The organism is Coprococcus sp. TF11-13 (assembly GCF_003481085.1).
Taxonomy (GTDB): Bacteria; Bacillota; Clostridia; order Lachnospirales; family Lachnospiraceae; genus Coprococcus; species Coprococcus aceti.
This window is the reverse complement of the sequence record NZ_QUKK01000002.1, coordinates 183902-199542: the sequence shown is the minus strand read 5'-3', so window position 1 is coordinate 199542 and position 15641 is coordinate 183902. Positions and strand designations below refer to the sequence as shown.

9 protein-coding genes and 1 other annotated feature (1 of these 10 cut by a window edge) are annotated in these 15641 nt (G+C 41.1%); of the genes, 4 read left to right on the top strand and 5 right to left on the bottom strand.

Translation table 11 applies throughout. The features are described 5' to 3' along the window. Positions 1-133 precede the first annotated feature (133 nt). Complete coding sequence (locus tag DXD11_RS05480; RefSeq protein ID WP_118757936.1) at positions 134-1480, top strand: MATE family efflux transporter; 1347 nt, start codon at positions 134-136, stop codon at positions 1478-1480. A 95-nt stretch (positions 1481-1575) separates the two neighbouring features. Here DXD11_RS05480 and DXD11_RS05475 read toward each other — a convergent pair whose 3' ends face one another. The 4 genes from DXD11_RS05475 to DXD11_RS05460 form a co-directional block, all read right to left on the bottom strand. Next, complete coding sequence (locus tag DXD11_RS05475; protein WP_118757935.1) at positions 1576-6210, bottom strand: glycosyl hydrolase; 4635 nt, start codon at positions 6208-6210, stop codon at positions 1576-1578. A gap of 1078 nt (positions 6211-7288) precedes the next feature. Further along, positions 7289-7957, bottom strand: coding sequence for an ABC transporter ATP-binding protein (locus DXD11_RS05470; protein WP_119999387.1), 669 nt, complete (start codon positions 7955-7957; stop codon positions 7289-7291). 8 nt (positions 7958-7965) lie between these two features. Next, positions 7966-10728: an FtsX-like permease family protein gene (locus tag DXD11_RS05465; RefSeq protein WP_118757933.1), complete on the bottom strand. Its 2763-nt coding sequence runs from the start codon at positions 10726-10728 to the stop codon at positions 7966-7968. Between the two features lie 47 nt (positions 10729-10775). Further along, positions 10776-11093 carry a hypothetical protein gene (locus DXD11_RS05460; RefSeq protein ID WP_118757932.1) on the bottom strand — a complete coding sequence of 106 codons (318 nt, stop codon included), beginning with the start codon at positions 11091-11093 and terminating at the stop codon, positions 10776-10778. Between the two features lie 238 nt (positions 11094-11331). On the opposite strand from DXD11_RS05460, the gene DXD11_RS05455 reads away from it, so the two are divergent. From DXD11_RS05455 to DXD11_RS05445, 3 genes are read left to right on the top strand one after another with little or no spacing between them, the layout of a single operon-like run. Beyond that, positions 11332-11913, top strand: a complete 582-nt coding sequence (locus tag DXD11_RS05455) for an accessory gene regulator ArgB-like protein (RefSeq protein ID WP_117549850.1) — start codon at positions 11332-11334, stop codon at positions 11911-11913. Further along, positions 11903-12646 carry a LytR/AlgR family response regulator transcription factor gene (locus DXD11_RS05450; protein ID WP_118757931.1) on the top strand — a complete coding sequence of 248 codons (744 nt, stop codon included), beginning with the start codon at positions 11903-11905 and terminating at the stop codon, positions 12644-12646. The genes DXD11_RS05455 and DXD11_RS05450 overlap by 11 nt, the downstream gene beginning before the upstream one ends. Positions 12647-12651: 5 nt before the next feature. Then, entirely contained in the window at positions 12652-13953 is a 1302-nt protein-coding gene (locus DXD11_RS05445) for a sensor histidine kinase (RefSeq protein ID WP_117549854.1), read from the top strand. A 102-nt stretch (positions 13954-14055) separates the two neighbouring features. Here the strand turns inward: DXD11_RS05445 and DXD11_RS05440 are convergent, their stop codons facing one another. Beyond that, on the bottom strand, positions 14056-15270 hold the full coding sequence (locus DXD11_RS05440; RefSeq protein ID WP_055146066.1) for an aminotransferase class I/II-fold pyridoxal phosphate-dependent enzyme: 1215 nt from the start codon (positions 15268-15270) through the stop codon (positions 14056-14058). 351 nt (positions 15271-15621) lie between these two features. Then, positions 15622-15641, bottom strand: a binding site (T-box leader); it runs 222 nt beyond the window's last position.

Here is a 15641-nt window from a genome sequence, read left to right as displayed (position 1 = left end):
CACTTTAACATAACATTTTATATAACAAAATAAAACATTTTTCTTTAAAATTAAGCAAAAACCACATTGACTTTATCGCGAACTGTTGTACAATCGAATATCAGGCGCAAAAAAATAAGGAGGGTTATTATATATGAAAGATCTGACAGTCGGAAAACCAATGAAAGTCATATGGTTATTTGCTGTTCCTATGATACTGGGACAGATCGCACAGCAGTTATACAGTTTTACAGACTCAGCCATCGTGGGCAACTACGTAAGCTCACAGGCACTCGCCGCGGTTGGCGCAACCTCAGTCATTTCGAATATGATAATAGGCTTCCTCAACAGCGGAACCATGGGGCTTGCCATCCCTATAGCCAAATACTACGGTGCAAAGGACTATCACAATATGAGAAGATGTATCGGTGCATCGGCCATCATGACACTGCTGGCATCCATTGTCCTGACCGTTCTGAGTCTCATATTTATAAGGCCTATCCTGGTACTTCTCAAAACACCAGACGACATACTGGATATGGCAGCAAGCTACGTTATAATCATAATCGTTGGAATTATATTCTGTTCATTATATAATCTGTGCGCCAACATACTGCGTGCAGTCGGAGACAGCAAGACGCCTCTTATATTCCTCGGTATATCAGTTGTACTCAATATCGTTCTGGATCTTCTTTTCATAAGAGCATTTGACATGGGAGTACGGGGTGCAGCCATCGCCACCGATATATCACAGGCGCTGGCGGGCATACTTGCCCTGATCTATATACTTGTGAAGGCAAAGTATCTGATTCCGGAGAAGGATGAATACTCCGTAGAGAAGAGTGATCGGGCAGACCTCATACAGTCCGCACTTGCCATGGGATTTATGAGCTGTATAGTGAACATCGGAACGGTCATACTCCAGAGAGCCATCAATGGACTCGGAACTGATATAGTAACCGCCCACACAGCGGCAAGAAAGATATTTGATATCCTCATGTTCATGTTATATATAGTAGGAAATGCCGTGACGACATATGTAAGCCAGAATATGGGCGCAGGCAGATACGACCGGGTACATCAGGGTGTGAGGGCTGCGATCATCATAAACACGATCATAACCACTGTCATGATAATATTCGGCTGGCTGCTCAGCCCGGCACTTATAAAGCTGGTTGCAGGTACATCTGCCAGTGCCATCATAGATCCGGCCGTGAGATATGTAAGGATCGGCGTGACGTGCTTCTATGTACTTGGTCCTCTGTTCGTCCTGAGATGTGCAATGCAGGGAATGGGCAGGAAGATCGTTCCGGTCATGTCATCCACTATAGAGCTGATCGGCAAGGTACTTGCGGTTATGATCCTCACTCCAAGACTTGGATATCTCGGAGTTACCATCACAGAGCCTATCATCTGGTTCTGCTGTACACTGATGCTCTCCATAATGTATCTCACAACCCCTGTGGAGAAGCTTGTTGAGAAGAGACGTGCTGCAAACTGATATTGCATACAAATATAAACCAACAAATAAAGCCCCACTGCCGGTGGTCTTCATCAACGCCGACAGCGGGGCTCTTTGTATGGCTAAAATGAGTATTACTTCTTATCCTTTTTGATAACGATATAGCCTGCACCAGCCATGATAAGTGATGCTATCATTATCGCAAACATTACGTCTACAGGTGACTTATCTCCTGTATTTACCACGTTCTGTCCATTTCCACCTGTGCTTCCATCCGTTGTTGCTGCTGTGGTAGCCTCAGTTGTCTTGTCGTCATTGCCAGGCTTCTCAGTTGTTGGAGCCTCGGTAGTCTGATCCTCTGTGGTTGGATTCTCTGTGGTTGGAGCCTCTGTTGTTGGATTGGCCTTACCCGGATCTGCCTCATCCTTCTTAACCAGTGACTTATCTGTTATGATAAGTCCATTCTTGTCCACTGGATTCTTCTTGAGCATATCATCTGTGAGCTTCACTGCCTGGATTCCATCAAAGTAGATAGTTGAGTCAACTGTCCACTTGCCAGTGTGATCCTCCGGCACGATCGAGTTGCACCATACAGCAAATTTGACTATATCCGATGCATCGAGTGTACCACCCTTCTTACCCTTGAATGAGCTGAATGGAATAGTAACATACTGTGCCTTTGTTCCCTTTACGAAATCTGTGAGGTATACCTCAAATTCCTCGCCGCTTCCATCTGTGATCTGGATCACAAGTTTCTGTCCCATACCGTCCGGCTGTGCCCACATCTCAAGCGCATTATACTTTGAGAAATCATTGTTTGTAAGCTCTGACTTAATCCTTCCTGTCCACACCTCTGATCCATTTGTCTCAAGCTTATACTTGAACGCACCGCCGTATGTGCCACCGTTCTTATGAGTCTTGTCAAGAACAAAGCTTGAGCTGCATCCTGCGGCTGAGTTAGATGTGTATGTGGAATCCAGAAGTCCGTCGCTTCCTGAATAGTACTCGAAGTCCTCGATGACATTTGCAGGAGCCTTATCCTTGGCCTTTCCAAGGCTTATGTGTGACAGCTGTGCGAGCTGCTCGCCATCTGCCAGGAGTGTGATGGTTGCTGTATCTGTCTTTCCAAGCTTGCTGAGATTCTTCTCTGTAAGATCAGCCGTGTAAAGTGTTGGCTCTGATCCTGCAGCGGCAATCTCGGCTCCAGCCTCAGCGTTGAGTGTAAGCTTAACACCTGTATCAGGATTGTTGATAATGAACTGAACCTTTGATGCATTCTTAACACCAGCCTTGAGTGTTGTCGCCTTGAGGATGGTATCTCTGTCAAATGGATATACCATGTAACCCATCTGGCCCGTGTATGTATTTGCAGATACTCCTGCAAGGGTTCCCATGTTACTGTAGAATCCTGTATCGCCACCAAATATTGATGAGTCGTCGTTGTAGTACTTTATGAAGTCATTTATAAGCTCCTGTCCATGTGTGTCGTCATACTTATATGGAACGTAGAAGTTGGTATCTCCGAAGTTTGCCCATACGAGGTAGTATGGCATGTTGTTCTTCTTCGCAATGTCGTTGACTTCCTGATACCAGTTCTTTCCTGAAGCCTCTGTTCCAACCGGATTACCCTTTACGAGAAGTCCCTCGTTGTCTGAACCATCCTTCTTCATGACTCTGACACCGCACTCAGCGATGGCTGGTATCTTGCCCCTCTTTGCAGCTATTGATGACACGATATTACATGTTGTATCAAGACTGTCAAAGAAAGAATTGTCTGCAGCTGCAGGGTACGAATTGTAATCGTTGTAGTAGTCAAATGCAAGGATATCTACATACTCATCGCCTGGATAGTATGACATGTAAGCTGCCTCTGATGTGATAGGTCCGTTTGGCGAGTATACCCAGAGAAGGTTGTGTACACCGCTCTGCTCCATGTAATCCTTGGTATATCTGTAGAGAGACTTGTATGTCTCAGCTGTGTTCATTGATCCCCACCAGAACCAGCTTCCTGTATTCTCGTGGAATGGTCTGATCATGATAGGTATTCCTGCAGCCTGAAGCTGTGATGCGTAGTCTGCGATCACATCGAGGTAAGCTGTAAATACCTCATTGTACTCTCCACCTGGGAGAATCTGCTTTACTATGTCATTTGACAGATCCTTGGACTCTGAGAAATCACATCCGTAGAAACTGTATGTTCCATCCGAGTTCTTCACTATCTTGGAGCTGGAGAAGTTTGGCATATGCATTGACAATGACACGATCGCACCATTTGCCGCTGCAGTCTTGCTGTATGCCACTGAGTTTGCCAGTGCCGAAGCCACGTCTGAACCGCCTGCCTCCGAGCCTGTAACTGCCAGTGAGTCGATTCCGAACACACCGCTGACCTGTCCAGTCACATCATATACATCACCGAGTGACGCCTGTGGATTTACGCTTCTGCTCACATCATTCTGATGTCCGAACAGAACCTGATCGCTGTTCATGAGCGTATTCAGGTATGCCGCAAGTGCCTTTGCACTGTCTGCAGCATTCGCATCACTCACTCTAACTGATGATGGCATCTGTGAAAGATCCGCTGGTGAACCAGCACCAGGAGTCTCTGTTATCTCAACAAAATTCTTTGTTGTATCTGCCTGTGACAGAACAAGATTATCAAGATATACATTGCCCTTGAAGCTTGTGCTGCTTCCTATGATTCCTATTGTCACATCTGTGAGTGGTTTATCTGTCGGAGTAAATCCCATAGTAACTGTAGCCTTCTTTAATCCATCGCCGATATCCTCTGCATCATCGTCAATGGTTGTATCTTTATTTATTATTCCATCTGCAAAAAACTTGATCTTGCTTCCCTTGAGCTTTGCCGGGTAGATGATATCCACACTGAGCTGATTGTACTGGCTCACATCCATAGCCTCTGTAGGAACACACTTAACCTTTGCCTCACTCCATGAGGAAGTTGAATCTGCTGAGTAGTCAACAGAAACCTTAAGTCTCTCATTTGCACTGTCATATGATATGTCAGGTTTGGCAGTACCTGCCTTGTTGGCTGCATCGCCGTGCTTGTATGCATATCCGGCCTCCGTGCTCCACTTGCCATAATCATCAACTGATGAGAGATCTGAGATGACTGCAGGGTCTCTCTGCTCAAGTCCGCCGCTGCTCTCCTTAACATCAAGTACCTTAACGTTGCTTATTGTGATCTTGCCGGCATATGCTGAGTTGGAATTGTACTGGAATACGATCTCCTGTACATTTCCCACCTCTGATACATCAAATGCAAATGATATATCGCACTTGCCATCGACAAAGTTTTCAGCCTTGATAAACGGATAGTCGCCTGACTTGACGTAATCCCAGCTGTCTCCAGTCTTCATGGCACATGCAAGCTGTATCGCGTTATATGACCCGTCCGACGCCTCGGCACCATCAAGTCCCGTTGCATCTGCATCAAGTGTAACTGTAGCTGTGAGCTTTGCCTTTGCTCCAACTTTGACATTGTCTACTGTAGGAATATCTGTATAGCTTCCTGTATCATTGCTGGCAAATGCCTTGTCTGTCCACTTTGCATCGCTCGCTGTGTCAAACACAAGGCTTGCATCTGCAAAATTTCCAGCCTCAGTCTCTGATGTTGTCGGCTTCTTGCCACTCTCTACCTTGTCAACTGCAACACCGCCAATGAGAACCTTTCCTGTAAATGCTGAGTTTGCATTGTACTGGAATACGATCTCCTGAACATCGCCTGCATCCACTCCGTTAAAGTTGAACTCTACGCTACACTTGCCATCTGTAAAGTTCTCACTCTTTAAGAATGGGTAGTCATCTGACTTGACATATGTCCAGCTGTCGCCTGCCTTGATAGCGCAAGCAAGCTGGATCGCATTATATGATCCGTCTGACGCCTCAGCACCGTCAAGGCCTGATATATCGCCATCAAGTGAAACCGTAGCTGTGAGTTTCGCCTTTTCACCTACAGTTGCACCCTCTATTCTCGCCATGTCGGCATATGTAGCGCTGTCATTGCTGGCGTACGCCTTATCCTTCCATGTCGTATCTGAAGCAGCGTCAAATGTGAGAACCGCATCTGAACTGCTCCATACTGTATTGTCTGTGATCGAAGGTGCTGCCACACCTGTCACATTTCCTGTTGCTGATGATCCGCCACCTGGCTCTTCTCCACCATCAGGCTCCTCTCCTGAATCATCACTCTGAATCTCTACATCAGATATTGATATTGTTCCAGTATATGCAGAGTTTGAATTGTACTGGAATATTATCTCGTTCACAGCTCCTGTATCCTCCACATCAAATGCAAATGATACCTGTGTCTTGCCATCTGTAAAATTTTCCGCTTTAAGGAATGGATAATCATCAGACTTGGTGTATGTCCATCCATCGCCAGTCTTGATCGCACAGGAAAGCTGGATCACATTATACGTTCCGTCAGCAGCCTCCGCACCATCCAATCCTGAAAAATCTCCATTAAGTGTTACATTTGCCGTGAGCACAGCCTTTTTACCCACAGACACATCATCGATCCTGCCTAACTCTGGGTATGTACCTTCATCATTGCTGGCATAAATTTTATCTGTCCACTTGGCATCTGCGCCAGTGTCAAATACCAGTTTGTCTGTAGTGATGCTCCACGCCATTTCCGCAGACGGCTCTGATGCATCAGCTGAGACTATTGCCCCTGCACTTCCCCAGAATGAGCCAACCATTGCAACTGCACATGTCACAGCAACAAGTCTTGTTCTAAATCTCACCATATTCCTTACCCTTTCTTTTTTGTGATATTCCTCCACTTTACTCACCACGAACAGCCTAATTCGTGATTAATATTTATACATATACTTATATTAACTCATTTTTTAATTGTTGAACATGTCATTAATTACCGAATATTTAAGTTGTTTTTTATTGCTTTTGCACGTCATATTAGTCAATAATTTAAGTTATTTGCAATTAATATTAGTTTCTTGTTGCCGCACGGATTGTTACTGCTCGCAGAGCGGGTAATCAGTGGTTTAACACACGTTGTAATTAATACATAAAAAAGCCAGCTGGCATAATACCAACTGGCTTTATATTAGTTTATTCATTTTTTAAATATTGAAGTATCTAATCAAAATATCTGAATGTTTCCACACATGCCATTGATTCTTCCACTATATTATAAATATCTATGAAAAAATTCGTTGTGCCTAGAGATTAAACTTACCGGAATATAAACTATCAGGGTACGAATTGCATCTACTCATAACATGCACTGCATGAACTTGTATATGTACCAACCTCTTATAAGCACTGGTCTTGCGGTATGTGATATGACCTGATGCCCTTGAAACACCACTCATATCTTGTGTTTTGAACAATCACGATGGATCAAATCTGGTATCAAATACCTGCGTCCTGGCACTTCAATCATGCTATATACAGCATCTACATGTGGACTGATTCAAGATTTATCTTAAAGGCATCTCGTGTGGAAACAACTTCCCAGTTCTGAGTTACCATCATGATAAAAATGTTCTTCAATTGTCTCCAACGGAACCTCCTCCTTTCGTGAACTTGTACCACGGATCTCTGTTTCCTGCGCACCATGTGTAAAGTCTTTTTCACGATTCTATAAATCTCTGAGATAACTTCGTACATGTTACGTGTCACGGGTGACAATCTATGGTGTGCCATCTGTATCTTTTTCAAATGGCCGTTCTTTAATGTACCTTTATTATACATGATGCAAGGCAAATCGTCAACATATTTTTTGACAATTTATTAATTTTATTGTCATTGTTGTTGCGTTTTACCATCAATTTGTCTTTTATGTATATAATTGTGTGAATATTATACACATTTTATCTGTCCATCTTCTATCCTTACGATACGATCGGCCTGATCTGCTATATTTCCATCGTGAGTAACCATAATTATAGTCTGTCTATCTTCACTCTGCAGTTCTCTAAGCAGTCTCAGGACTTCTTTTCCTGATTGAGAGTCCAGATTTCCGGTAGGTTCATCGCAGAGCAACACTTTTGGTTTGTGTATGAGCGCTCTGGCTATCGCAACCCTCTGCTGCTGTCCACCGGACAACTGTGACGGATAATGTGTCAGTCTCTCTGAAATTCCAAGTTTTTCAGTAAGCTTATCAAAGTACTCCTCATCTACCTTAACCTTATCTATCATCATTGGCAGGAATATATTTTCCTTTGCTGTCAGCTCTGGCACCAGATTGAAGAACTGGAATACGAAACCTATATTTTTTCTGCGGAATTTTGCAAGCTGTGCATCTGAATATCTGAGTATATCTTCATCATCATAGAATATCTCTCCTTCTGCCTTTGTATCCAGTCCGCCCATCAGATGCAGCAATGTTGACTTTCCACTGCCTGATGTTCCTATAATCGCCGTAAATTTTCCATACTCAAATTCCACGTTACAGTTGCGAAGTGCATGAACAGCATTTGTTCCTTCACCATACGTCTTATTTAAATCCTTTATCTGAATCATATGCATCGTCCCCCTTACTCTTTTTCAGCCAGATCATCAATTATCTCTTCCGATTTCTTCTTATGAATGACCAGCACCGTAATAATCGTCGAAATCACAACAAGGAATGTTCCTATCAGTACCAACGCTCTTCCCACAGGGACAACAAATATCTCGCTGTCGAATAGAAATACATGCTGGAGTCTCGTTACCTCTTTTATAACATCTGCATCGACGTTCCATAAATCTGTCTCCGGCCAGTTGAACATGTTTAGCGCCTGTTCGTACTTGTAGCGCAAAAGCCATCTCATGCCATACACCATACCGGCTCCGACAGCACATGATACCAGGGCATTTCTTATGTTATACCATATAAACGTCATGTTCCATGAGTGCTTCTCCATTCCAAGAGCCCGCATGATCGCCACGTTCCGCCTGCCATTCTGGTAACGCATGGTGACAAGTTCCCAATATCCCCATGCCGCCATGATAAGAAGAATAAAGAACAGACATATTGTGCTCGCATACTGTGATATATATGCCTCACGATACTCCTTATCACACTCATCTATCGTTCGTATCCTGAGTTCCATTGAAGAGTCCAATATGTCAGCAAACCTGGATACAACTCTATCAATATCTCCCCTGTTGCTTAGAGATATATATGTAACGTCATAACATGTCTTAAACATCCCAATACTGACTGCTGTGTCCTGTGAAGCTACTATTGCATATCCATACTGTGAAGCTCTGTCAAGACCTGCGTACAATATCGGATCGCTCTCCTTTGTGGTCTCTGGGATCACGATTATCGCATCCACGATTTCAACAGTCTCCTTGTATTCGCCTTTTCCGTTCACTGTCATTGTATGCATTACATCGCCTATCTTATATGGCGACTCCGCGGTCATTCCGTCATATTCATATTCAACACACGCCACACCATTTTCATGGGTACCTATTGACCCCTCTTTTACATATTTATCCAGCTTTCTCATTCCGTTATCATCCAGCCATATCGCTGGAACGTTGAAATAAAATCTATCGTCTGCATGATAGAATTCTTCTGTATCTTCCGGAAACTGGACCTCCGCCTGCCACAATCCATCCGGAATATCCTCGTCATTTCTATCATAAAATATATCAAAGCCATCGTTTGTGGAGAAACTCTCTATTGACTTTACTTCGTTCATATCCGCAATGCTCTTGCGCCCATCCTCAGTAAGTCCTGTATCTGTAAGCAATACTCCACCAGTAATCCCCGACCCCTGATCATAAAGGCATATATCTACATCACTGGTTTCCATATCCAATTGTCCATATGTATAATATGTGTCTCTGTCCAGATCATCATTGTGAAAATATCCTTTTCCCTTGCCGTCCATAGAGCAGAATGCGTAGCACATCACCGCCGCAAACAGGATCAGGGCAACAGACAACATCTGCATTATATTTGCAAATGGAATACCGGAAACCACCGATTTGATTCTCCCGAATGATCTCACACGATCTCTTCTTATAAGTCTTCTTGATTTTATATGAAGGTATATATAAAAAAGTAAATATCCAAGAGTAAATGTACCTGTTGCACACACAACAGAGATTACAAATGGATTTTCTGTAATCTGCTGTACACACCACTCCACTGTATAACCGCGCAATTTAGGCAGCCTCAGAAAACGACTTTGAATCTCGAGTATGACCTCATATACAGTGATTCCAACGACTCCACCGCATATCACTCCTGAAACCAGCAGGATTCCCCATTCCAATATATGTATCCAAGCCACTTTCATCCGGCTGGCTCCTATATCTCTCACGATATCCAGGGATTTCTGCCTCTCGCTCATAACAGTTATCATCACGCCAAACAGGGATATAGCCGACAAGATCACAGCAATAACACTGAAATATAGTATTCCCTGGACAGAGTCCGACAGATAACTTTCGCTGTTAAGCTTCTCGTTTCCAAGGGTAATGTTGCAGATATCTTCTGCAGCCGATCTGCTGCGGCCGGATCTTGGCCATATTCCAGTTTTGTCATAATAATCCTGCGCAAACTCTTCCATAGCGCTCTCCGACTGCTCTGTTATCTCGTCATCACCATACAGTGAGACAGCGGTATATACGAATGTATTCTCATCCAAATCACAGTCATCCCGCCACAGATATATAGTTGGCATCTGTACTTCCGAAAGGTCAGATCCCCAGTCTACTCTGTTCTCCTTAAGATCTCTTCTGCTGTCTGTACACAATACACCTGTGATAGTAAACGTAATCTGTCCCACATGTCTACCTGTTCTCAACAGATATGTATCATCCAAATCGTAACTGTCAAATGTTACTTCCTTTCCAACATACGAGTCAGGATCAACAGTAAAAAACATATCCTCCAACACATAATCGTACACTGCTGCCTCCCCGGTTTTTTCAGGGAATCTTCCCGACGAAAGCTTTACATACTCAAGCTCCTCTGCCGTATCGTCAATATATGTACCATATGTATACTGTGTTTTGTCATTTCCCAGCTTTCCACATATAGCCGTACGCCCGATCATGCTGACCCTTTTGTCTTGTGACATCTCCTCATATGCATCACTGCCAAGATTGCTATACAGGTAAAATGTCTTACTACTTCCCCGCAGCTTGTCATCATACTGCCGTCTACATTCTGTTCTCTCCATCAAAAGTGCAATCAACAGGAAAGCCGTTAATATCACTATCGAGGTAAGCATGCTCGCAAACTGCTTTTTATGATATCTCCAGTATTTTGTTATCAGAAATAAGTTTGTTTTCATATGTCCCCCCCGCTATACACAATTAGCCCCGTCAAATTATGACGGAGCTATATTTTTAGTACATTCTTTTTAATATTTCCACTGGAATCCTTTACTGTTATTTTCACTTTTCCTTTCGTTGAAGCATTATATATCAGTGTCATAGTTGTACCTGCCGTTGTTACATGTCCTACTTTAGTATAACTAGTGCAATCATAGTCATAATAATATGATGCAACCGCTCTTGCAACACTATTATTTTCTACAGCTAGCTCTTCTGCCATTGTGGTCTCGCTCTCCCCCGCAAGTGCACTCACCCCAGGCATACATGATATCGTCATTACCGCTGTCATCACGCATACAATCATTCTCTTAAACTTCCTCATAAGCATATCCTCCTTTCTACTGCTATACAATCGACAACTATGTTTATAAGGTTATTATAAATGCATTTTTCGACTATTTTTTCAAAATGGACTAATTGGTCAAAATTAAGGAGTGAACGGTAATTTATTACCACATACTCCTTAATTTTGACCGTTTACTCCATTCCTATTGCTACATACATCACTCGTGCTATCATTAACTTTACTCATTTGATATCAATATTAGGGAGAGTATTTTATGATTAATTATATATGTTTGAAGATTTCTAATTACCTTATCAAAGAAAAAATAATTACAGATAAAGAAAGAAATATATATTCCTACCTTTTCTCATGTGTATTTGAAGAAATTATTTTTGACCTTATAACACTTGCCACAGGGATTATTTTTCATAGATTAATTACATCTGTTCTATTCATAATAATAACTATGCCATTGCGCTATTTTGCAGGTGGCTATCACGCATCAACACCTTTGCGATGCACCATCTTGTCATATGGAATCATGATAATTGTGGTATTATTTCCACAATTATCATTTGAACATTCAGAAACTATTCAAGCAATCATATTTTTTGTCTGCATTGCCATAATTATGATAGTTTCACCTGTTGATACAGAAAATAAAAGATTTAACATCTCAGACAAAATCAGTCTACAAAAGAAAGCCAGGATTACCGTAATATTAATATGTGGAATCCAACTTATATTATGGTACAATAAATCCAATCAGCATACACAAACTATTACATTGTGTGTGTTAATATGTACATTAAGTTTACTTGCAGGATATATAAGGAATATAAAAAATGTCTCTTAAAAATATTAATATAGCAATTTGTGACGATGAAGTATCATCAATTTATTCAATAAAAAAATACTTGATTTCATATCAAATACAATTTGATATCGACTGTGAAATTCACACTTTTACAGACAGTTCTAAATTTTTGTCTTCATTTGAAACAAACAAATACAACATTGTATTTCTTGACATTGATATGCCAAATATGGATGGTTTAGAGATTTCCAAACATATAAGGAAAAAATATTCAGATGATGTATACATTGTATTTGTGACTTCATATCCAAGCTATATGCATGATAGCTTTCAGGTTCATCCTTTTCAATATCTTATAAAACCTGTTTCCTACAATATTTTTCAAAATATTATGTCTGACCTTTTAACATATATGCAAAGCAAGAACAATATACGCATAGTAGTAGATACATATAATGAAAAACTTCTTGTAAATGTGAATGATGTAATCTACATTCGTACAAGCAAGAGCCAAAAACTCCATCTTATTTATACACTACGCGATTCTCAAATAATTGGTCGTGGAGCGTTATCATCATTGGCAACCTCTCTTGCTGAACATGGATTTATTTTAACCAATCAAAGCACTCTGGTAAATACAAAGCATATAACCCACTTTAACGATAAGTTGTTAGGTCTTGATAATGGAGACGTAATCAATATTTCTAGAAGAAACCTAAAAAAATTCAGAACTTTTTTTGCAAAGCAAATCATCTCAGATATGAAAGGGTAAATACAATGGACATTATTTTTGATATTATGCCAACGCTTTTATACAGTGCAGATATGTATATATTTTTTTATGTTATATTCAACGACAAAAGACGATTTAATTATAACTTTATTTTTGGTATTTTTATAATCTGGGGAGTTGAAATGCTACAAAATATTATTGTTCTCCCACTTTCCGGAGATGTATCCATGAAAGCAACTGTTATGAGAGTTTCTCTTTCCTTTTTATTAACTACCATTCTTTCACTTTTATTTACTGCCACAATCACATCAAGATTATTTACATCTATTTCCTTTGTGACAATTACTATGCTATGCGAAAATATGTCATATTCAACTATAAATCGCTTTCTTGCAACAAATATTGAAAACGACACAATCCCTGTTGCCGTTTTCAATTCTGTTTTTTCTCTTTCTGATTTTTATTGTCTCATATTTGTTCTGCTTGTTACAATTATATTTAGAAAGATTCATATATCACTGTCAATTATTGATATTTCAGCTATTGTGGTAATTCCTGTCATATCTCTCATAATTTTAATAACCCCTGATATATTTGCCTTTAACAAGACAAATCCTCGAGCTTATAGCAATCTTATAAATTTACTGCTTACTATAAATATTGTTAATTTCTTCCTGATCAATGAAATATCTAAAAAGGAAGAATTACAAGCGCAAACAGAACAATTATCAAGACAGATTGAATTCCAACAAAACAAATACGTTCAACTTGGAGAGGCTTATAAAAGTCTCCGCAGTTTTATGCATGATACAAATAAACACTTTATATATATACAAAATTGTATAAAAAATAAAAATTATGACGCAGTCATTCCTTATACTAATGATACTTTAAACGATCTCAAATCCAGATACTGTTCTATAAACACAGGCAACCTGGTAATAGATTCATTTGTGAGTAACCTGAAAGAAGTGGCTGACAAATACCATATAACTCTTGATACAAGTATAAAACTGAGTACTACTCAGATACCTCTTACAGATTATGACCTGACTATAGTTTTAGGTAATCTTTTCGACAATGCCATAACCGCATGTAATGATGTTGAAAATGCGGTAATTACAGTCAAGCTACAAACTATAAGAAATACATTCACCATTTATGTTGAAAATTCTTATAATGCTTCGAAAAAACATTCTTCAGACAATGATTTTGACTTTATCCATGGATATGGTCTGAAAAATGTAAAAAATTCTGTAGAAAAATATAATGGTTTCTGCATAATAGACCCGCAAAACTGCTTATATGCTGTAACTTGCATCATTCCACTCAACCAAATAATATAAAAACAAGACTGTATCTGTATTGCAATAGCACATATGTATTCATATTTCTAAAATACATGCCACTGGCAGCTTCTCAGATACAGCCTTGTTATATAATTTCTTTTACTGGTGGTAATAGCTCAGGAAATCAGCCAGCTTTGCTGTTGCTGCCTTGAGTATCTCCATATTCGGAAGATATACTATTCTGAAGTGATCCGGATCCTTCCAGTTAAATCCCGTTCCACATGTGACGAGGATGTGCTTATCCCTCAAAAGATCAAGAGCGAACTGTTCATCATTTGTGATGTTGAACTTCTCCTTGTCAAGTTTCGGGAATATGTAGAACGCTGCCTCCGGCTTAACCACACTTATTCCCGGTATATCACAGAGTGCTTTATAAATATACTCTCTCTGATCATAGATCCTTCCTCCAGGCAGAAGCAGCTCATCTGCACTCTGGTAGCCTCCAAGACAGGTCTGAACTATACTCTGAGCAGGAACATTCGAGCAAAGTCTCATGGATGACAGGAGGTTAAGTCCCTCTATGTATCCCTTCACATTGCTCTTGTTTCCACACAGACACATCCAGCCAACTCTGTAACCTGCAACTCGGTGAGACTTGCTCAGTCCGTTAAAGCTTATGGTGAAAAGGTCAGGTGCCAGTGAAGCCAGAGCCACATGCTCTTTATCATCCATGACAAGTCTGTCATATATCTCATCAGCAAAAAGGATAAGCTCATTCTCCCTTGCAACCTGAACTATCTGCTCAAGAACCTCCTTTGGATAGAGAGCTCCTGTAGGGTTGTTAGGGTTGATGACTACGATTCCTTTTGTTCTTGATGTTATCTTTTTCTTGATATCTTCTATATCCGGATACCAGTTGGACTGCTCATCACAAAGATAATGAACCGCTGTTCCTCCTGCCAGGTTAACAGAAGCCGTCCACAACGGATAGTCAGGCATCGGGACAAGTATCTCATCTCCCGAATCAAGCAGTCCCTGCATGGACATGGTGATAAGTTCGCTGACTCCATTTCCTGTATATATGTCATCGATTCCCACATTTGGAATATTCTTCAGCTGGCAATACTGCATGATCGCCTTTCTTGCAGAGAAAAGTCCCTTTGAATCCGAATATCCCTCGGTATCTCTGAGGTTATATGCCATATCCCTTACAACTTCATCAGGTGCCATAAGTCCGTGCGGTGCAGGATTTCCTATGTTCAGTTTAAGGACATTTACCCCTTCAGCCACCATTCTGTTTGCCTCGTCCATAACAGGACCTCTTATGTCGTAACACACATTGTCAAGCTTTGATGATTTTTCGAATTTTCTCATGATACACACTCCTTTATATCTCTTGATCCCTTGTTGTCTGTGTTTGCTGATTGTTGGTTTTAACTTGCGTTTTCTTCGAGATTACTCCGCATCTGCCGATGCCCGCGAGCAAGCTCGCGCATCGCAGCCGCTTGCTTTCCGGCTTTCCTTTGCGTTTTCTTCGAGATTACTCCGCATCTTCGATGCTCCCGTAATCTCTGCACGACATTCACACTCCGCCCTACCGGGCCTCGTGTTTCATGTCGCGCGCGGGTGACAATTGTCTGCCGATGCCCGCGAGCAAGCTCGCGCATCGCAGCCGCTTGTCACCCTGAAAACGCAAAATAAAAGCCCTAAGCATACTTATAATATGCTTAGGGCGAACTTTCTTG

Coding starts and splice junctions, on each gene's coding strand:
- DXD11_RS05480 (WP_118757936.1), top strand. CDS start 134: ATGAAAGATCTGACAGTCGGAAAACCAATGAAAGTCATATGGTTATTT.
- DXD11_RS05475 (WP_118757935.1), bottom strand. CDS start 6,210: ATGGTGAGATTTAGAACAAGACTTGTTGCTGTGACATGTGCAGTTGCA.
- DXD11_RS05470 (WP_119999387.1), bottom strand. CDS start 7,957: ATGCATATGATTCAGATAAAGGATTTAAATAAGACGTATGGTGAAGGA.
- DXD11_RS05465 (WP_118757933.1), bottom strand. CDS start 10,728: ATGAAAACAAACTTATTTCTGATAACAAAATACTGGAGATATCATAAA.
- DXD11_RS05460 (WP_118757932.1), bottom strand. CDS start 11,093: ATGAGGAAGTTTAAGAGAATGATTGTATGCGTGATGACAGCGGTAATG.
- DXD11_RS05455 (WP_117549850.1), top strand. CDS start 11,332: ATGATTAATTATATATGTTTGAAGATTTCTAATTACCTTATCAAAGAA.
- DXD11_RS05450 (WP_118757931.1), top strand. CDS start 11,903: ATGTCTCTTAAAAATATTAATATAGCAATTTGTGACGATGAAGTATCA.
- DXD11_RS05445 (WP_117549854.1), top strand. CDS start 12,652: ATGGACATTATTTTTGATATTATGCCAACGCTTTTATACAGTGCAGAT.
- DXD11_RS05440 (WP_055146066.1), bottom strand. CDS start 15,270: ATGAGAAAATTCGAAAAATCATCAAAGCTTGACAATGTGTGTTACGAC.